The sequence below is a fragment of the Hymenobacter monticola genome (assembly GCF_022811645.1).
Taxonomy (GTDB): Bacteria; Bacteroidota; Bacteroidia; order Cytophagales; family Hymenobacteraceae; genus Hymenobacter; species Hymenobacter monticola.
Window position 1 is genome coordinate 917239 of sequence record NZ_CP094534.1, and the last position, 17539, is coordinate 934777.

A 17539-nucleotide genomic window follows, 5' to 3' on the forward strand; every position below is an offset into this window, starting at 1 on the left:
CAATCGTTACCTCTACTTATCCCGTTATGAACCGCCGCTGGCTTCTTTTTACTCCTGCTATCCTGTTTGTACTTGCGTCGGCGCAGCTCGCGCTGGGCCCCGGCGATGCCGTGCGCCACGTGCCGCAAAGCAGCTTCGGTCGCGGCGAAACCATCAAGTACACCGTGCATTACGGCCTCATCAACGGCGGCGAGGCTACCGTGGAAACCGCCGGCGGCCTAGAGCGTGTGAACGACAGGCCCTGCTACAAGGCCACCGTGAGCGGCAAAACCACCGGCTCGTTCGACTTTTTCCTGCGCATCCGCGACCAGTGGCGCGCCTACATCGACACCACCAGCATCCTGCCCCTGCGCGCCCAGCGCGAGATTGCCGAAAAAAACTACCGCAAAAAGGAAACCGTCGAGTTCGACCACCTGCACGACGTGGCCGAAGTGACCGACCACACCCACAACAACGCCCGCTCCACGGTGAAAGTGGCCAACAACTCGCTGGAGCTGGTGAGCGGCTTCTACTACCTGCGCACCCTCAACTTCGACCGCATGCGCGTGGGCGATGTGGTGCGCGTGCCGGGCTATTTCGATGGTGAAAACTTCATGCTGGAAGTGACCTTTAAGGGGCGCGAGGTGGTGGAAACCAAGGCCGGCGATGTGCGCGCCTTCAAGCTGGTGCCCAAGATGCCGAACAACAAGCTGTTTCGGGGCGAAAACGCCATCTCCGTATATTTCTCCGACGACCGCAACAAGATTCCGGTGCTGTTTCAGGCCGAGATGTTTGTGGGCACCGTAAAGGTGGACATGTCGGGCTACAAAGGCTTGAAATGGAAGCTGAACATGGTTAATTAGCGGGCGGAGTAGCACCGCTACTCTGTTCTTACCTGTTTGTGCTTCCGTCCCAGTGGCGGCACTCCGGCCGCCCGCATGGATGCTCTCCCCTATTTTCTGCTGCATTTTGCCGTGGTGCCCGTTGCGGCCGCGGTGGCGGTGGGCCTGGGACGGTTCCGTCGGCTTGGCACTACCCAGCGCTATCTGCTTGCGCTGTGCTTGCTGGCTTTGCTGATGGAGGTGATTAGCCGGGTGCTTGCTTATTACAAGCAGCCCAACTTGTTTCTGGCCCCCGTTGATGCGGTGATTGAGTTGGTGCTGCTCGGGCTGATTTACCGGCGGGAGCTGCGGCCGGCCGGCATCAGCCGCCTTATTCCGTGGCTCCTGGGCGGGTTTGTGCTGGGCTCGGCGCTGGCTTACTCGCCAAGCGCTGACAAGCCTCAGTTCAGCCCGGTGCAGCACTTCATCGAGTGCCTGCTGGTGCTGGCCTTCGTGGGCTTTTACTTTCACCGCGAGCTCAACCGCCGGCACAACATCGGCCGGCTGGAGTGCGAGCCCATCTTCTGGATTTCGACCGGGCTGCTGCTCTACTTCCTCAGCAACATGTTGCTTTTTCTGGCCAGCAACTACCTGCTCACGCTTTCCAAAGAGATGAATGTGCAGGTGTGGGCCGCCCATGCGCTGCTGTACATGTTTCTGAACGTCATGTACGCCCTGGCCTTGTGGCTGCCCGAGCACCGCCCGGCCCCGCCACAGGTCACACAATCGTAACATCGCCCCGGCGTCATCGGGCGGTACTTTTGCGGAAACATTCCCTCGCTTCACTTTAGCCCCAACCGCCGTGAGCACTCCTAAATCCGCCGTGTACAAGATTCTGGTCGTTGATGACGACCCGGACATCGTTGAGTTGCTGGAGTTCAACCTCAAGAAAGAAGGCTACCAAACCGCCTCGGCCCCCGACGGCCGCAAAGCCCTTGAAATCGCCGCCGACTTCAACCCCGACATCATCCTGCTCGACGTGATGATGCCCCACCTCGACGGCATTGCCACCTGCCGCCTGCTGCGCGAGCAGCCCAAGTTTAAGGACACCTACATTCTGTTCCTCACGGCCCGCGCCGAGGAATTTTCCGAAGTGGCTGCCTTCGAGGCCGGCGCCGACGACTTCATTGCCAAGCCCATTAAGCCGCGCGCGCTGCTGGGCCGCCTGGCCGCCGTGAAGCGCCGCGACCAGGACCCGCACGCCGCCGTCGACGCCATCGACATCAACGGCCTGCGCATCGACCGCACGGCCTTCGCCGTGTACCAGGACGGCAAAAAAATTACCCTCCCGAAAAAGGAGTTTGAGCTGCTAGCCTTCCTGGCCGCCACGCCGCACAAGGTGTTCAACCGCGAAGAGTTGCTGCAGAACATCTGGGGCAACGATGTATTTGTGCTGGCCCGCACCGTGGACGTGCACGTGCGCAAAGTGCGCGAGAAAGTGGGCGACCACCACATCCAGACCATCAAGGGCGTGGGCTACAAGTTCAATGTAGACTAAGCAGACGCCGCCGCTCGTGGTTTTCGTGCCCACGAGCGGCGGCGCAGCATTTCATGTGGTCCCAGGACTATTCTTTTGACTGGCCGAAGGCGTAGCCAATCGACAGCCCGGGGCGCAGTTCCAGGCCGACTATTCCGCCGCGAATATCCAGCGTTCCCTGGTTGTCGTCCAGATTGTCAACTTTCCCACCGGCATACCCTACCCCCACAAACGGCTCGATGCTGAAGTGGCCGCTAATAATGCCCTGCCACCCCAACACGGCCCCGCCGCCGAAGGTGGTCAGCTTAGCCTTGTCCTGGCGGGGTGCATTGGACAGAAACGTGGAGGTTTCGGTAAAATCGAAATGCTGAAAACGCAGGTAGGGCCCAATAAAAAAGCCCCTCAATGCCTCAGTGCCGGGGTGAAACCGATATTCGCCGGTCAGACCAAAACCTTTGAATTGGGTTTCGGAAGCCAGCGGTCCGGAATGCTTGTCTTTGTAATTGGTGACGAAAAGGCCCAGATTGAGGCTCTTGTCAACGGCCAGCTCATGCTCTCAAAATACGGAGCCGGTCTGCACCGCCAGGCTCAAGGCGTTAATTTTGATGACGTTGGTTTGTGCCTGAACCGCCCCGGCGCTGGCGAATAAAACGGCAGATAAGAGTAGTGTTTTTTTCATTAAATTGAATGGTTGGTAGACCGGGCAATGGCTCCGGAAGCTTAAAAGTATGGATTAGTCTCCCAAGTCCATCCTTTTCATATTTGCGCATGAATCTCTCCTCCCGCACCATTGCCATTCTCATTGCGCTGCTGGTGGCCGGCGTACTAACTACTTATGCCCGCATTGGCCCCACGCTGCCGTTTCGAGAGGCGTTTCTGGCGGCGGGCGTCACGGTAGCGGCGTGTTTCCTGCTGGTGTACCTGTCGTTCGAAGCGCTGATTTTTCGGGAAATAAACGGCATCTACGCGGGCTTGGAGCACATCAAACGCAAGGAGTTTAAGAAGCTGAGCGCCAAGTTCCTGTTTCGGCCCGAGCCGGTGAAGCGCGTGCGGGACGAAATCCTGCAAATGGCCGAGCGCCGCCAGCAGGAGCTCGACGAGTTGGTACGCCTACAAGCCCTGCGCCGTGAGTTTCTGGCCGATGTGTCGCACGAGCTGAAAACGCCCTTGTTTGCCGCGCAGGGCTTCGTGCACACTATTCTGGACGACGAGGATGACGACATCGACCTGGCCACACGCCGCAAATTCCTGAGCAAAGCTGCCGCCAGCCTCGATACCCTCAATGCACTGGTGCAGGACTTGGTCACCATCGCGCAGCTCGAAAAGGGCGTGGTGCGCATGCGCCGCCAGCGCTTCGACCTCATTGTGCTGGTGCGCGAGATATTTGAGTTGCTGGAGCAGCAGGCGGCCCGGCGCGGCACCACGGTCGAGTTGTTTCCGCCCAGCCTGCCCGAATCAGGCCTGCTGGTCATTGCTGACCGCAACCGCATCCGCCAGGTGCTTATCAACCTGATTGACAACGCGATTAAGTACGGCCGTGACCGTGGCCGCGTGGTGGTGGCCCTGATAGAAGGCAGCCGCGGCGTGCGCATTGCCGTGCGCGACGACGGCAGCGGCATCGCCCCCGAGCACCAAAACCGCATCTTCGAGCGCTTCTACCGCATCGACAAAAGCCGTTCGCGCGAGTCGGGCGGCTCGGGGTTGGGCCTGGCTATTAGTAAGCATATCGTGGAGGCGCACAAGTCGACTATCAAGGTGAAAAGCACGGTGGGAGAAGGCACCACGTTGGAGTTCAAGCTGAGCAAGCCCAAGAGCGGCCCGGTGGGTAGCTAGCGTAATTCAATAAAAGATTCTAGCCTACTGGTATGCAAACAGGCATTCGCTATCTAGCAGAAGACGATACCTACAAAGTGTATTCTTTGTACGAAAGCGTGTACCTAAAAACGAAAGCAACTAGCCAGAAGCTCAGCGAAGCGGAGAAGGGGGATTTGCCTATTGCTTGGCATTACGGCGACCCGGCAGCAGCTATTCTCTTGTATTCAGGAAACCACGTTGTGGTGGTAGGCTGCGGCATTACGATTTATGATATCAAGCAACAGCTTGAAACGACGATGCTTGATGCGCCTGATAACATATGGTGGACGGATGGCCTGTATCAAGACGGAGCCGATGAGCCGACGGAATGCCGCTTTGTGAGCTTGCACGAAAATGGCGGCCTGCGCGTATTCAAGCTTAATGCGCTAACTCAGGAAGTACAATTACTGCCCTGAAGTACGCCTACAAACCTATCGCCCACCCGTAGCCGTACCTTTACGGCTGCCTATGAAGCTTCCGAATTTCTCCGACCTCGTCATTTTTGAAAACGACGACTACCTCGTCGTCAACAAGCCGCCGTTTCTGGCCACGCTCGACGAGCGGGTGGGCGGCGCGCCCAACATGCTGCGCCTAGCGCGCCAGCACCACGACGACATCCAGGCCGCCCACCGCCTCGACCGCGAAACCAGCGGCGCCCTGGCCTTCGCCAAAAACCCCGAAGCCTACCGTCACCTCGCCATGCAGTTCGAAAACCGCGAGGTGAAAAAGCAGTACCACGCCGTGGTGTGGGGCACGCCGCAGCTGCAGGACGAAGTGGTGGAGCGCAACATCGAAACCACGAGCCGGGGCAAGGCCCGCCTCGCCTTCAAAGGCAAGCCCGCCGAAACGCACTTCACCACTCTTGAAACTTACGCCCGCCACGCCCTGATGCTGTGCGAGCCCGTGACGGGCCGCATGCACCAGATTCGCCTGCATCTCATGTACCTGCAGGCCCCCATTGTGGGCGATAAGGACTACGGCGGCGAAGACTTCTACCTGTCGTCGCTGAAGAAGAAATTCAACATGAAGGAAGGCGAGGAAGAGCAGCCGTTCATCAAGCGCTTTGCGTTGCACGCCCTTAAGCTGCAATTCACCGGCCTGAATGGCGAGGAAATTTCCGTGGAAGCTCCCTACCCGAAGGATTTTCGGGTACTGGTGGAGGTGCTAGGCCAGAACCGATAATTATACCTTGAATTCGTATGCAGGAAACATGGGTCCGCTTTGAAAACTGGCTACAGACCAACGCGCCACAATTACTTAGTAACCTGAACCCCGGCGCTTCAGAAACTGCGTTAGACAAGTTGGCCAGGACATTGAACGTGTCACTTCCCGATGATTTCCTGGCTTTTTATCGAATTCATGACGGACAGCACAGCCAAGACGGCGGCCTGCTTAACGGCGAGGAATTACTGTCAACACAGCGTATGCTGGACGAGTGGACAGTCTGGAATGACTTGCTGACCAGCGGTGATTTTAGTGATGCTGAGTCTTCACCGGCCAATGGTGTGAGGGCGGACTGGTGGAATTCCCGCTGGCTTCCACTCACGTACGACGGCGCTGGCAATCATTGCTGCCTCGACTTGGCACCCGCTGAAGGCGGCCAATACGGACAGATTATCCGCATGTGGCACGACGATGCAGAACGCCCACTAATCGCCCATTCTTTTGCTGAATGGATGACAGATTATGTGCAAGGACTAGAAGCCGGCGAGTATGCGTTTAGTGAAGATTATGACGGCATTGTCTCGATAGACGACCTTTAGCCCTGCTGCAACGCGGAACTGCGCAAATGCCCCGCCAGCAATGCTCTGTTGGCAGCTGCCGCCTGGCTACCTCACCCGCTCGAAGATGATGATGCGCGTAGTGTCGTGCTCTGGATGTTCGGGGTGGCGGGGCAGGGCCGTTTGCCACCGCTCGCGGAAGCGCGTGTCGTTGCGCATGGTCGCCAGCGGCACCCGGGCCTCGGTGCGGGCAAACCAGTCGTCCCAAATCAGCAGCGCGCCCACGGGCAACTGTTCCAATTGGCCGTTCTGGTTCAGGCCCAGGCCGGGGTGCTCTTGCGGAGAAAAAGGATTATTGCCTGTGGCCACGGCTACGTAGGGGTATTCATAGGCCATGGGGCGCGTAGCCAGGTCGTCGGTTTGGCGCAGCCACTCAGCGGCTTCGTTCACCACTATCTGGTCGGGCGGCGGGGTGAAGTCGCGCTTCCAGCGGAAGGCGTTGCGGGCCCCCGTGAAGAGGAAAAGCACCGCTGCCACCGCAAAGCCAATTTGAATGCGTCGGCGGGCCAGCGGCGTGCGCCCTAGCAAGGCCAGTTCGGCCAGACCGCGTAGCGCCACCAGGGCAAACAGCGGCGTGGTCACGTCCAGCACCCGGGTCAGGCCGAAAGAATTGAACAAGCCTTTGGCCCAAAAAATGGTGTGCGCCGCGATAAACACCGTGACGCTGCCGTACACCAACAGCAGTTCGGCCACAAACAGGGGCTCTTGGCGCCGCGCTGGCCGGAAACAGTCGCGCAGCATGCAAATGCCGCCCACCGCCACCAGTGCCGACAACACCCAGCCCAGCAGGCCCGGCAGGCTCGCCACGAAATGCGGCCAGGCGCCGTGCCCGTACACCGAAATGGTGGCGTAGGGATTGTGCCCGAACACCCAGCCGAACTCGCCCAGCACGATGCCGCCCACGATGCTGAACAGCATGTAGCCCAGCACCACCAGCGGCAAGTAGCGCCACTGCCGCTCCCAGGCCAGGTACACCACCCAAATGCCAATCAGAATAAACCCTTCGGAGCGCACGAAAGGCAAAAATGAAATCAGCGCCGCCGACCAGCCCGGCCGGCCCGTCATGGCCAAGGCCACGGAGCCTACCAGCACCAGCCCAAACAGCGGCTCGGTGAGGCCTGAGAATTGAATGAGGAAGTAATCCGTCGCGGTGTAGCAAAACAGGATGGCCAGTTCCGGCATCGGCAGGCGCAGGGTGCGCGCGATGACGTAGGAGCACCACGCCGATGCGGCCACCACTGTGCATTGAAACAGCTTCATGCCAATGAAGCCGGCCTGCGCCGGCCCCGACGCCAGCAACGTAAATAGCGGTTTGGCCCAAGAGTCGAAATAATTCAGCGGGTACTGAAAGGCGTAGTGCGCAAACAGGTAGTGCTTCACGCTGTCGCCCGAGTCGTAGGTGCCTTTTGTGATAAAGGCCATGACCACGGAAATAAGGAAACCAGCTGCCAAGAGCAGTAGGGCGCGGCGGTTAGAAGCAGTGGTATCGGAAAGTGCAGCCGTAGGATTCATAAGCGACATTAAGCTTCAAAAGTACGCCCCAACCGCAAGCATCGCTATTTATTGGATTGAGCGGTGGGACCGGTAGTGAGGGAGTTTCAGAAAAACTACTGCAACACGTTTGCCTATTTCGCGACAAATCAGTACCTTTGTGTCCGTTTTTCCCGAAGCCTTCCGGGCTTTGAACTCTTATTCAATAGTTTAGCATACCTTTTTTTCGACTCATGGACCACCTGAGCTTCAAGACGACCCACGTCAATAAGGCCAACGCCCAGAAGAGCTGGGTTATCGTAGACGCCAGCGTGGCCCCGCTGGGCCGCGTTGCCAGCCAAATTGCCAACATCCTGCGTGGCAAGCACAAGCCTTCGTTCACCCCCAACTCCGACTGCGGCGACAACGTGATTGTCCTCAACGCCGACAAGCTGCGCGTGACGGGCAAGAAAATGACCGAGAAGGTCTACATCACCCACTCGGGCTACCCCGGCGGCCAGAAGCGTCGCACGGTGCGCGAGCAGATGGAGCGCGATTCGCGCCGCGTGATTGAACACGCTGTGAAAGGCATGCTGCAAGGCAACAAGCTCGGCTCGGCCCAGTACCGCAACCTGTACGTGTACGCCGGCACCGAGCACCCCCACGAGGCCCAGCAGCCCGTGGCAATCGAACTGAAAAACCTGTAAGCCAACGACGGCTTACGCTTTTATTTTTCCACTAAATGGCAATTACCAACACCTCTGGTAGAAGAAAAACCTCGGTGGCCCGCATCTACATGCAGGCCGGGCAAGGGAATATCACTATCAATGACCGGGACATGAAGTCGTACTTCAGCAACGAACTGCTGGAGAACGTCGTGAACCAACCCCTGGCAATTCTTGAGCAAGTCGGCCAGTACGACATCAAGGTGAACGTGCGCGGCGGCGGCATTTCGGCTCAGGCCGAGGCTATCCGTCTGGCTATCACCAAAGCTCTGGTTAGCGACAACGAAGAAACCCGTCCGGCTTTGAAGAAGGAAGGTTTCATGACCCGCGACCCGCGCATGGTGGAACGCAAGAAATTCGGCAAGCGCAAGGCTCGTCGTTCGTTCCAGTTCTCGAAACGCTAATCCAGGAGGAAATACATCATGGCCCAGACTACCTATAAGGACCTGCTCGACGCAGGTGCCCACTTTGGTCACCTCACCCGCAAGTGGGACCCCAAAATGGCGCCGTACATCTTCATGGAGAAGAACGGCATCCACATCATTGACCTCAACAAGACGCTGGTTTCGCTTGACTACGCAGCCCAGGCTATTCGCAACATCGCGAAGAGCGGCCGCAAAATCATGTTCGTAGCCACGAAAAAGCAGGCGCAGGAAATCGTTACGACGGAAGCCGAGCGTTTGAAAATGCCCTTCGTGACCGACCGGTGGCTGGGTGGCATGCTCACCAACTTCGCCACGGTTCGCAAGAGCCTGAAGAAGATGGCCACCATCGACAAGATGGTGAAAGAAAATACTGCCTACGCCGCACTGGCTAAGCGCGAGAAGCTGATGATGTCGCGTGAGCGCGAGAAGCTCGGCCGTGTGCTGGGTGGTATCTCCGACCTCGGCCGTCTGCCCGCCGCTCTGTTCGTAGTGGACGTGAAGCGCGAGCACATTGCCGTGAAAGAAGCGCAGAAACTGGGCATCCCGGTTTTCGCCATCTGCGACACGAACTCGAACCCCGAGCTGGTGCAGTTCCCGATTCCTGCCAACGACGACGCCTCGAAGTCTATCCAACTGATTGTTGGCGTGATTGGCAAGGCCATCGAAGAAGGCCTGTCGGAGCGCAAAGTTGACAAAGAAGACGCCGACCGCAAGGAAGCCGACGAGGCTGCCATTGCCGAGAAAACGGCTGCTGACGAAGAATAGTCTCTTCTATAGCTCTTTGAAAGAAGGGAACCTTCGAGTAGTCTAGGCTCCGGAGGTTCCCTTTTTCTTTTCCCTGAATTCCAACCCAACCAAACAAAATCTAATGGCCGCTATTACCGCCGCAGACGTAAACAAGCTCCGCACCATGACCGGTGCCGGCATGATGGATTGCAAAAAAGCCCTGACCGAAGCCGATGGCGACTTCGAAGCTGCGCGTGACATTCTGCGCAAGGCCGGTCAGAAAATCGCTGACAAGCGCGCCGAGAACGAAACGTCGGAAGGCTTCGTGACCGTGGCCGTGAGCGAAGACGGCACCAACGGCAAGCTGGTGGCTTTGGCCTGCGAAACCGAGTCGGTAGCCAAAGTGGCTAACTTCCGCGAGCTGGTGCAGCGCATTCTGGATGCCGCTGTGCGCACCAACGCTGCTAGCAAGGAAGAGCTGCTGGCCGTGAAAGAGGACGATGGCCTGACCATTCAGGAGCACATCACCGACCTGACCGGCAAAATCGGCGAGAAGCTGGACCTGACCTACGTGACGCTGACCGGCGAGAAAGTGGCTTCGTACATCCACTCCGACAGCAAGAAAGGCGTGCTCGTGGCGCTGAAAAACGTGGGCTCGGCCGATGCTGCTGCCGTGGGCCGCGACGTGGCCATGCAAATTGTGGCCATGAAGCCCGTTGCCGTTGACAAGGACGGTGTGGACTCGGCTACGGTGGAGCGCGAAATCGAAATCGGCAAGGAGCAGGCGCGTGCCGAAGGCAAGCCCGAGGCTATGCTGGAGAAAATCGCCCAAGGCAAGCTGAACAAGTTCTACAAAGAGCAGACCCTGCTGAACCAAGAGTTCGTGAAAGACGGCTCGATGACCATCGCCCAGCTGCTCGACAGCAAGTCGAAAGGCATGACCGTGACGGACTTCAAGCGCGTGGCTATCGGCGCTTAATTGCCGCTTGCAACCCATTGCAAAAAACCCGCTGGCGCAATGCCAGCGGGTTTTTTATTGTCCTTACGGTTTACGTTTATTCATTTGGCGGGTCATATCGGCCATACCGTTCAAATATTCTTGCAGCGGTCCCATTCCAATCGCAGCACGGCGTTTGTCTACGTTCTTGGAGTCGCGCAACGATACCGGAACAGCGACAACCTTGCTGTAATCATCGCCTACATTGCCGGTGTACTTTAGTTGGGTTCCGTATTCTTCGAGTTGACCCGTATTGATTGCCAAGCGGTCGACCAGGTACGCGTAATTAACCGGGTCGGCATTGTGCGGTTGCACTTCGCGTCGCATCAGCTTAAGAACTTTTCGTTGAAAATCGACGTGGGCGTCGGCGTGCTGCACGAGCAGCCAAAAGTTATAAGAACTGGTCTTGCCTACTTCTCGAAATCCGGGAAAGCCAAATTGACGCACAATCTTTTCCAGGACGGGCTGATGCCGCGCATAGTTGTCTTTTTCAACCTGTTCCAGATTTCTTCCGATGCTGTCGGGCTCCTGCCGCGTGATGCGTTGCATCGGCCATTGGTCTACGTTTCTTAAGCTGTCCAGTGTCTTGCTCAGCTTAGGATACAACACCGCCGTTTGGGCTTTAGCCGATACGCTCACAACTAACGCAACCAGCAACAAGCATATCAATTTTGCAGTAGTCATCAGTGCAGTGATTGCATGCTATTTAGTAAGGCAGAATCAGATAACGAAGCTAATAATAAAACTCATGACGATGACGAACTTAAGCGCGTAGCTATCGGCGCTTAATTGCGGCTGGTAACAGAAATGGAAAGCCCCGCTGGCATTGTGCCGGCGGGGCTTTTTCGCTTATATTCAATTTATGAATGATAATTCGCAGCCAGCACCAAAACCGTTGATACCATCCAATAGGCCTGAATTCGGTATGGGCCGTTTCTTCAAGTGGGTGGCCGGCACTTTCGCCTTCGAGGTATCGTGGATATTCATCTACATTGTTAATGCATTCACGTCTAAAATTTTTAATAGCATCACATTAATCATTGGAGCATTTGCGCTAAGCAACCTTACTTTACTTATCTATGCTGCATCTAAGGGTAGAGAGTCTATAATCGGGTTTGCTTGTGGTGTTTGTGCACCAGTTGGATTAACATTGCATTATTATCTATAACAACTAACGTCTCTGCCACGCCCGCACGCGCGCCTGCGAATTCTCCCGAATGTTCATGTAGAACAGCGCGTAATCGGCAATGTGGCGGGAGTAGCGCAGCTTCTTCTTGCCGGAGGGCGGGAAGTGCGGGAAGCCTTTGAAGCGCGGCGCGTGCACCCAGAGCTGGCCGTGGTGAATCTGAGCGTCGGTGAAATTGGGGTGGACGTGCCGGAAGCGGATGCTGACCGCGCCGCGGTTGAGGCTGGCCGGGGCAAGGGTAGAATCGAGCGTCCAGGTGAGGGGGTTGACGGCGATGCTGGGCTGAAACATGGTTGACTCGTGGCCGGCGTCTGAGGTGTTGTAGGCGACGAAGCAGTCGGTGGCGAGCGAGTCGGCGCAGGGCTTGATGGTGAGGAATTCGTTGGGCTTCACCTGGAAGCCGATGAGGTAAGCGGCCACGAGCTGGCGACGCAGCGCGGTGGGCTTGTCGAAAAACTCGTGGAGCAGACGGGTGGCGTGGTCGGTGCCCTGGCTGTGACCGGCGATGATGAACGGACGCCCCTGGTTGTAGTGCGCGAGGTAGTACTGGAAGGCGGCGCGCACGTCGGAATATGCCAGTTCTAGGGCTTTTTCACCGTTGGGCTCTTTGTCGAGGAAAGAGAATAGCGTGGCCTGGCGGTAGCGCGGCGCGTAGATGCGACCCGTGGCGTTGAACACGCTGGCCTGCTGCTTGATGGTGGTGCGGTCGGTATACTTGTTCAGCCACTTCTTGCGCACATCGCCGTTCCAGTGCCGGGGCGAATAGTAGGTGGTGGGATGCACAAAGAACACATCGACGGCCGCCGTGGCTTGCTCGTCGCGCAGCGTGGAGTGGCGCGGCACCGCATCGGCCGAGTCGCGCTTGGTGGGCAGGGCGGCCCAGCTGCTGGCCTGAGCGTAGTCCGGTGCGGGCGGGGGGGTGTATTTTTCAAAATCCCGGCCCGGCTTGAGCAGCAGCCGGATGCAGCCGTTTAGCGGCAGGAGCAGCGCCAGAATCAGCGCGGTACGGAGGAAAGGCGGTAGCGTGTGCATGTTTAAGAATGTCAGGCTCAGCATGACGTTCCTTTACTTCTCTAGTTGAGTTCCGGCCAATGCTTTAGTTCGCGCGGCGTGCCGTCGGCGTTGTAAAGCAGCGTCATGGGCTCGGCGGGCTTGGCTACTACATCGGCGAGGGTGATGTTCCAACGCAGCCACATTTCGGCCAGGGTTTGGGTGTAGGCGCTGTTTTCCCAGGGGTTGAAAATGGCGCCGGTCACGTCGTCGATGAGGGCGTCGAAGACGAGGTGGGTGTCGCCGGGGCGCGGGTGACGCGGATAGATGTCGGGCACGACGTGTAGCAGGTGGGCGGCGTAGTACACGCGGGCCTTGAACTCGGCTATCTGCACGGGGTGCAGCGGGCGCTGGGCATCGGCGTACACCTTGCCCATGGCCTGGCCCACGAGGCCCACATCAACCAGACAAGCCACCAGCACCGCCTTGTCGAGCTTAATGCTGAAAACAAGGGTGTTCAGGTCGTCGTCGTACTCGAATGGCGTCACGTCTTCGGTAGGGTCGGCTTCGAGCACGAACACGGAGCCGGGCACGAAATCGGCGTATTCGGTGGGCACGCGCAGGCCCTGCAGCAGCTGGAAAAACGCCTGGAAGCGACGCACCAGCGCGGCGTTTTCGGCCAGCGGGTACTTGGGCTTTATCAGCGGCTCAAACTCATTCAGCAGCTCGGTGATAAAGATGCCGTAGAACATTTTGCCCATCCACTGGAAGAGCGTGTCGTCGCCGAGGGCGCGCAGGGCGGCGGGGCCCTGCAGGCTGGCGGCTTCTACCCTACTTTCAAGCTCTTCGATGCGCTGGCGGGCGGCAGGGCTGGCAGGCAGGCGCAGGTCTTTGATGAGAACGGTGCGCTGGTCGAGCAACTGAATGGGACGCTCGGCCAGGTGGTAGCGGGTTTGCAGCCACTCGGCAAAGACGGGCACGGTATCGTCGGGGCCAACGGGCCGGCCGCTGAGGAAGCAGGTTTCGGGGCCGAAGCGCATGCCATCGAACGGGTCGTAGGGCAGCAGGTCGGCGGGAGTCAATGGGGCCATAAAGCAGTAGCGCGAACTTGGTGTTCCGCGTCGCCACGCGGCCGGCCGGAAAATCCGGCGCGGTGCGGGGACGCGAACTACAAAGTTCGCGCTACAATGGTTACGGTGATTTGGCCGCAGGCTTACGCTACTTCGAGAGCGAGTTGCCGGCTTTGAGCAATTGCTTGCTCAGATTGGTGAGCGGGCCGCTGTAGTCGCCGCCTGCGTCTTCGGCCACCTTGGCGGTTTCGGCCCCGAGGCTGGCCAGGATTTCGGCAATGTCGTGCGCCGGGCTCTTGGGGTCGGCCAGCAGCTCGCTGAGCTGATTCAGCTCCTGCTTAATTTTGGCCAGGCCTGGACGCTCGGAAGCAGCCAGCACGGCGGCCCAGCGCTCTACCTCGGTGCGGCCCTGGGGGCCGGAGTTGAGGGGCGTGCTCGCCGTCAGGAAGGTCAGGGTATCGTCGAGCAGGGCGGTATTTTGCTGGTCGCTCACGGCCAGGGGCACTTCGGGAGTGGGGGGCGTTTGCGGCGTGGAGGCAGTGGAGTCCATAGGAAAGCTGGGAATAGAGAATGCGTAGGTGGCTATACTAGCGCAAAGGCTAAAAAGTTAGCCCAGCCGTCGTCGCTGCACACGAATCGTGCCCGGCGTTGGGTTACCTTTTGCGACCTGTTTTGATTAAGCTCATCTGTTTACTTCAATTCCGTTTTCCCATGAAAATGTCGCTGAAATCCCTGCTCCTGGCTGCTGCCGTGGCCTTCGCCGCCACCGCCTGCGAAACCAAAACCGCCGAAACGACGACCGCCGCCGACGGCACCACCACCACCACCGTGACCACCGACAGCACGGCCCCCGCCGGCTCGGCCGCCGAAGCCGGCGCCAAAATTGATGCCGCTGCAGCCCGGGCTGGCGACAAGCTGGAGGCCGCTGGCGAAAAGCTTGACGCCAAAATGAACGCCGTCGGCGACAAGCTCGACGCAGCCGGCGAAAAGCTCGACGCCAAAATGTCTAAAGTTGACGACAAGCTGAAAGCCGCCGGCGACAAGATTGACGCTAAAATGGATGCCATGGGCAACGCCGCCAAACGCTCGGCCGAACAAACCAAAGCCAACGTGAAGGAAGCCAACCGCAACTAAGAACGGTTTCGGTTTGCATAGTAAAAGGCCCGTCTGCAGTTGCAGGCGGGCCTTTTCGTTTCAAATGCCGCGGAGAGAGGGCGCGTGCCCAAACCAGCTAAGCATACGCCAGTTCCAGCAGCACGTCGTAGTAGGGCCGGCCCAACGTTTGGGCGCGCAGCCAGGCGTAGAAGCTGAGCACTTGCAAGTCTTCGCGCTCCGAAGAAAGAAAATTGGGCATGTGCCAAACCCGGTTGGTAAATTCTGGCTGGCGCGCATCGGCAGGGTTTTCAATCACCTCGCGCACCAGGCTCAGGTACAGGAGCACGGCCTGGTAGGGCCCGCCCACGGGCACGGCGGGCGTGTCGGCGTCGGCCGGCACGCCCGGAAACTGCTCGCGCAGGTTGCGGTCGATGGCGCGCAAACGGCTCAAGGCCAACTCCTGGTTGCCCATTTCAAACTGAATGAGCAGCTCGCCGATGTTGCGGTTCACCATCCACTCTAGGCCCAGGTGCTGCTCCAGCCAGTGGTCGGTGCGGTTGAGGCTGAGCATGCTTTGGTTGGCTTTGGCGAATTTGCCTTCGGCGAAGTAGTGAAACGAGAGCTGGAAGCGGGCCGTGAGGTCGTCGGCAGCCGTCAGGGGCTTGGGGCCGCGCAGGGCATTTTCGAGCAGGGCAATGCTTTCGGCGTTGCGGCGCAGGAAGGCGTAGTTGGCGGCCAGCAGGAAGGTGAAGCGCGGCACCAGCTCGCCAAACTGCCGGGCCGGGCCAGCGGCAATTAGCGCCCGCCCCTTCTCCAGGTACGCCACCGACTCCTCGAAGCGGCGCGAGCGGTAGAGCGCGTGCGCCAGCATGTAGAGCAGCCGCAGCTGGTGCCCGCGCTGGGCCGGCGCAAAGCCGTGGCGCCGCTCCATGAGGTTGTAGCAGCGCTCGATGAAAGGGGCAAACGAGGTGAAGTCGCGCCGCACCAGCATGGCGTTGCGGGCAATGGACATGAGCCGGCTCAGCAACGAGGGCGAGCGGGCGAAAGCCTCCTGCAGGTCGTACTCGGCCAGAATCTGCTGCACAATGCCGTCCACGGCCACGGTGGCGCGGCCGCGGGCGCGCGACTCGCGCAGGCGCTGGCGCAGCAGGCTGTCGGCAATGTTGGCGCGCTCTTCCTCGTCAGCGGCCTTTTTGTTGGCGCGGTAGCGGGGCAGAATCTCATCGAGCGGCACGGCGTGGGGCGTGCCCGCGTACTGAATCTGGAGGTTGTACACCGCGTTTAGGGGCTCGTACTGCTCGTTTTCGCGGGCCAGCTTTTCGGCCTTGCGCAGGGTGCTCCAGGCCAGGCGCGGAATGCCGGTTTCGAACAGGTACTGGGCCAGGGTGAGCTGCCCGCGCACCGAGGCCGCGGCCGTGGTGTCGAGCTGGCGCTGGCGCAGCAGCAGGAAATCGGTGAGGTGGCGCAGCAGGCGCTTGCGCACCGCGTAGTAGGCCACGGGGTTAGGCTCGTCGGGGTAGAGCTTGGCGATGAGCTGCTCGGTTTTGAGCTCTTTGGCCTGCACCAGCAGCTCGTAGAGGCGCGAGTCTTGCCGGCCGGCGGCCTTGCGGCGCTGCCGCTGAATGAACACGCCAAAGTCGCGGCGCTCGTCGGGGGCCAAGGTTAGCAGCGTGGTGCGCAGGTCGTCCATGCGGCCAAATTACGGCGCGGCAAGCCGTTCGGGCTTTATCGGCGAAGAGGCTAGCAAAAAGCTTGTCATGCTGTGCGCAATACAGCCTCTCGCCGGTAGTGGAGATTTTCAATTGTCAGTATTTGCTTCAGCACACGAGCCCGCCGCTGCGCTCTGCATGACATATTTACACGCCCGTTCACACGAGCTAACGGCACTTTTATAAGCTCAGCCATAGCTTTTGGGTGGGTTACCTTTTGCTTGGCGGCCGATTAAGGGTAACTTTTTCAATCATTCCTTTCCTTAAAACATCATGAAGACCTCCTTCAAATCCCTGCTGTTGGTAGCTGCCCTGGGCACCTTCACCTTCGCTTCGTGCTCCGAGAAAAAAGCCGATGACGCCGCCACCACCACCGAAAACGCTGCTACCGCCACTGGCGACGCCGTGGAAGGTGCCGTAGACAGCGCCAAAGCTGACATGGCCCGCGAACCCGGCGACACCGCCGTGGTGCGCAACACGCCCGCCAACGGCGTGGTAGAAGAAACGCCCGCTACTCCCCAGAAGTAAGCGGCTTTCGCCCCGAACGCAAAAAGCCCCGCCAGCTGCATGGCGGGGCTTTTTGCGTTTTGAAGTGTCGGGTAATGAAATAATGATGGGTGCAAAATTCGGGCATTCGCCTCGGCGCAATAAACTCAGCCATTGGGCGGGGCGTACAAAGCCCACCAAACGACGTTTTTCCTTTTCATTCCCACCTCTTTCACTCATGGACGTTAACAACAATAACATCGGCGACAGCACCGAGCTCCGCGCTCGCGGCAACTGGGACCAACTGAAAGGCGAAGCCAAACAGAAATGGGCCGGCCTCACCGACGATGACCTGACTTACCACGAAGGCAAACAGGACGAGTGGTTTGGCCGCCTGCAAGAGAAAACGGGCGAAACCATCGACAGCATCAAAAACTGGTTCAACGAGAAAACCGACAACGCCACGGCTTCGACCACCGGCACCGAGTGGCGCGCCCGCGGCAACTGGGACCAGGTGAAAGGCCAGGCCAAACAGAAGTGGGGCAACCTCACCGACGACGACCTGACCTACGAAGAAGGCAAACAAGACGAGTGGCTCGGCCGCTTGCAAGAAAAAACCGGCCATGCTGTCGACGACATCAAGGCCTGGTTCAACCGCACCTTCTAACTTTCCGCATTTCCCCCGATG

The 17539-nt window shown here is 58.9% G+C and carries 22 protein-coding genes; 14 read left to right on the plus strand and 8 right to left on the minus strand.

Annotated elements, in window-relative coordinates; translation table 11 throughout:
• Window positions 1-26 precede the first annotated feature (26 nt).
• From MTP16_RS04045 to MTP16_RS04055, 3 genes are all read left to right on the plus strand, one after another.
• Window positions 27-842, plus strand: a complete 816-nt coding sequence (locus tag MTP16_RS04045) for a DUF3108 domain-containing protein (RefSeq protein WP_243516157.1) — start codon at window positions 27-29, stop codon at window positions 840-842.
• Between the two features lie 75 nt (window positions 843-917).
• Window positions 918-1592 (plus strand): hypothetical protein, encoded by a 675-nt coding sequence (locus tag MTP16_RS04050; RefSeq protein ID WP_243516159.1) that lies wholly within the window; start codon window positions 918-920, stop codon window positions 1590-1592.
• Window positions 1593-1662: 70 nt separating this feature from the next.
• Entirely contained in the window at window positions 1663-2358 is a 696-nt protein-coding gene (locus tag MTP16_RS04055) for a response regulator transcription factor (RefSeq protein ID WP_243516161.1), read from the plus strand.
• Window positions 2359-2425: 67 nt separating this feature from the next.
• On the opposite strand, the gene MTP16_RS04060 is transcribed toward MTP16_RS04055, so the two are convergent.
• Complete coding sequence (locus MTP16_RS04060) at window positions 2426-2884, minus strand: DUF3575 domain-containing protein (RefSeq protein ID WP_317244107.1); 459 nt, start codon at window positions 2882-2884, stop codon at window positions 2426-2428.
• 9 nt (window positions 2885-2893) lie between these two features.
• Window positions 2894-3016 carry a hypothetical protein gene (locus tag MTP16_RS25845; protein WP_262922656.1) on the minus strand — a complete coding sequence of 41 codons (123 nt, stop codon included), beginning with the start codon at window positions 3014-3016 and terminating at the stop codon, window positions 2894-2896.
• An 89-nt stretch (window positions 3017-3105) separates the two neighbouring features.
• On the opposite strand from MTP16_RS25845, the gene MTP16_RS04065 reads away from it, so the two are divergent.
• The 4 genes from MTP16_RS04065 to MTP16_RS04080 are packed head-to-tail and all read left to right on the plus strand — an operon-like array spanning window position 3106 to window position 5954.
• Window positions 3106-4170, plus strand: a complete 1065-nt coding sequence (locus MTP16_RS04065; RefSeq protein ID WP_243516163.1) for a sensor histidine kinase — start codon at window positions 3106-3108, stop codon at window positions 4168-4170.
• A gap of 32 nt (window positions 4171-4202) precedes the next feature.
• Window positions 4203-4607, plus strand: coding sequence for a hypothetical protein (locus tag MTP16_RS04070; protein ID WP_243516164.1), 405 nt, complete (start codon window positions 4203-4205; stop codon window positions 4605-4607).
• Between the two features lie 52 nt (window positions 4608-4659).
• Window positions 4660-5373 (plus strand): RluA family pseudouridine synthase, encoded by a 714-nt coding sequence (locus MTP16_RS04075; protein ID WP_243516165.1) that lies wholly within the window; start codon window positions 4660-4662, stop codon window positions 5371-5373.
• 17 nt (window positions 5374-5390) lie between these two features.
• A complete protein-coding gene (locus MTP16_RS04080) occupies window positions 5391-5954 on the plus strand; it encodes an SMI1/KNR4 family protein (RefSeq protein ID WP_243516166.1) in 564 nt (187 codons plus the stop codon).
• 66 nt (window positions 5955-6020) lie between these two features.
• Here MTP16_RS04080 and MTP16_RS04085 read toward each other — a convergent pair whose 3' ends face one another.
• On the minus strand, window positions 6021-7394 hold the full coding sequence (locus tag MTP16_RS04085) for a hypothetical protein (RefSeq protein ID WP_243516167.1): 1374 nt from the start codon (window positions 7392-7394) through the stop codon (window positions 6021-6023).
• Between the two features lie 302 nt (window positions 7395-7696).
• Between MTP16_RS04085 and rplM the strand changes: the two genes are divergently transcribed.
• From rplM to tsf, 4 genes are all read left to right on the plus strand, one after another.
• On the plus strand, window positions 7697-8149 hold the full coding sequence (gene rplM, locus MTP16_RS04090; RefSeq protein WP_243516168.1) for a 50S ribosomal protein L13: 453 nt from the start codon (window positions 7697-7699) through the stop codon (window positions 8147-8149).
• Between the two features lie 35 nt (window positions 8150-8184).
• Window positions 8185-8571: a 30S ribosomal protein S9 gene (gene rpsI, locus MTP16_RS04095; RefSeq protein ID WP_208176116.1), complete on the plus strand. Its 387-nt coding sequence runs from the start codon at window positions 8185-8187 to the stop codon at window positions 8569-8571.
• Between the two features lie 18 nt (window positions 8572-8589).
• Complete coding sequence (gene rpsB, locus MTP16_RS04100) at window positions 8590-9357, plus strand: 30S ribosomal protein S2 (protein WP_196285716.1); 768 nt, start codon at window positions 8590-8592, stop codon at window positions 9355-9357.
• A gap of 103 nt (window positions 9358-9460) precedes the next feature.
• The gene (tsf, locus tag MTP16_RS04105) at window positions 9461-10297 is read left to right on the plus strand and encodes a translation elongation factor Ts (protein WP_243516170.1); all 837 of its coding nucleotides are present in this window, start codon (window positions 9461-9463) and stop codon (window positions 10295-10297) included.
• A gap of 63 nt (window positions 10298-10360) precedes the next feature.
• On the opposite strand, the gene MTP16_RS04110 is transcribed toward tsf, so the two are convergent.
• The 4 genes from MTP16_RS04110 to MTP16_RS04125 all read right to left on the minus strand — a co-directional run bounded on the left by MTP16_RS04110 (window position 10361) and on the right by MTP16_RS04125 (window position 14111).
• Window positions 10361-10999: a DUF6624 domain-containing protein gene (locus MTP16_RS04110; RefSeq protein ID WP_243516171.1), complete on the minus strand. Its 639-nt coding sequence runs from the start codon at window positions 10997-10999 to the stop codon at window positions 10361-10363.
• Window positions 11000-11486: 487 nt separating this feature from the next.
• Window positions 11487-12533 carry a DUF3089 domain-containing protein gene (locus tag MTP16_RS04115; RefSeq protein ID WP_243516172.1) on the minus strand — a complete coding sequence of 349 codons (1047 nt, stop codon included), beginning with the start codon at window positions 12531-12533 and terminating at the stop codon, window positions 11487-11489.
• Between the two features lie 41 nt (window positions 12534-12574).
• Window positions 12575-13582 carry a hypothetical protein gene (locus tag MTP16_RS04120; protein WP_243516174.1) on the minus strand — a complete coding sequence of 336 codons (1008 nt, stop codon included), beginning with the start codon at window positions 13580-13582 and terminating at the stop codon, window positions 12575-12577.
• Window positions 13583-13709: 127 nt separating this feature from the next.
• The gene (locus tag MTP16_RS04125; RefSeq protein WP_243516176.1) at window positions 13710-14111 is read right to left on the minus strand and encodes a hypothetical protein; all 402 of its coding nucleotides are present in this window, start codon (window positions 14109-14111) and stop codon (window positions 13710-13712) included.
• 161 nt (window positions 14112-14272) lie between these two features.
• Here MTP16_RS04125 and MTP16_RS04130 point away from each other — a divergent pair, with 161 nt between their 5' ends.
• Window positions 14273-14695: a hypothetical protein gene (locus MTP16_RS04130; protein ID WP_243516178.1), complete on the plus strand. Its 423-nt coding sequence runs from the start codon at window positions 14273-14275 to the stop codon at window positions 14693-14695.
• 97 nt (window positions 14696-14792) lie between these two features.
• Here the strand turns inward: MTP16_RS04130 and MTP16_RS04135 are convergent, their stop codons facing one another.
• On the minus strand, window positions 14793-16346 hold the full coding sequence (locus tag MTP16_RS04135; RefSeq protein ID WP_243516179.1) for a tetratricopeptide repeat protein: 1554 nt from the start codon (window positions 16344-16346) through the stop codon (window positions 14793-14795).
• 292 nt (window positions 16347-16638) lie between these two features.
• Between MTP16_RS04135 and MTP16_RS04140 the strand changes: the two genes are divergently transcribed.
• Window positions 16639-16893 carry a hypothetical protein gene (locus tag MTP16_RS04140; RefSeq protein ID WP_243516181.1) on the plus strand — a complete coding sequence of 85 codons (255 nt, stop codon included), beginning with the start codon at window positions 16639-16641 and terminating at the stop codon, window positions 16891-16893.
• Between the two features lie 196 nt (window positions 16894-17089).
• On the plus strand, window positions 17090-17518 hold the full coding sequence (locus MTP16_RS25985; RefSeq protein ID WP_317244090.1) for a CsbD family protein: 429 nt from the start codon (window positions 17090-17092) through the stop codon (window positions 17516-17518).
• Window positions 17519-17539: the final 21 nt, after the last annotated feature.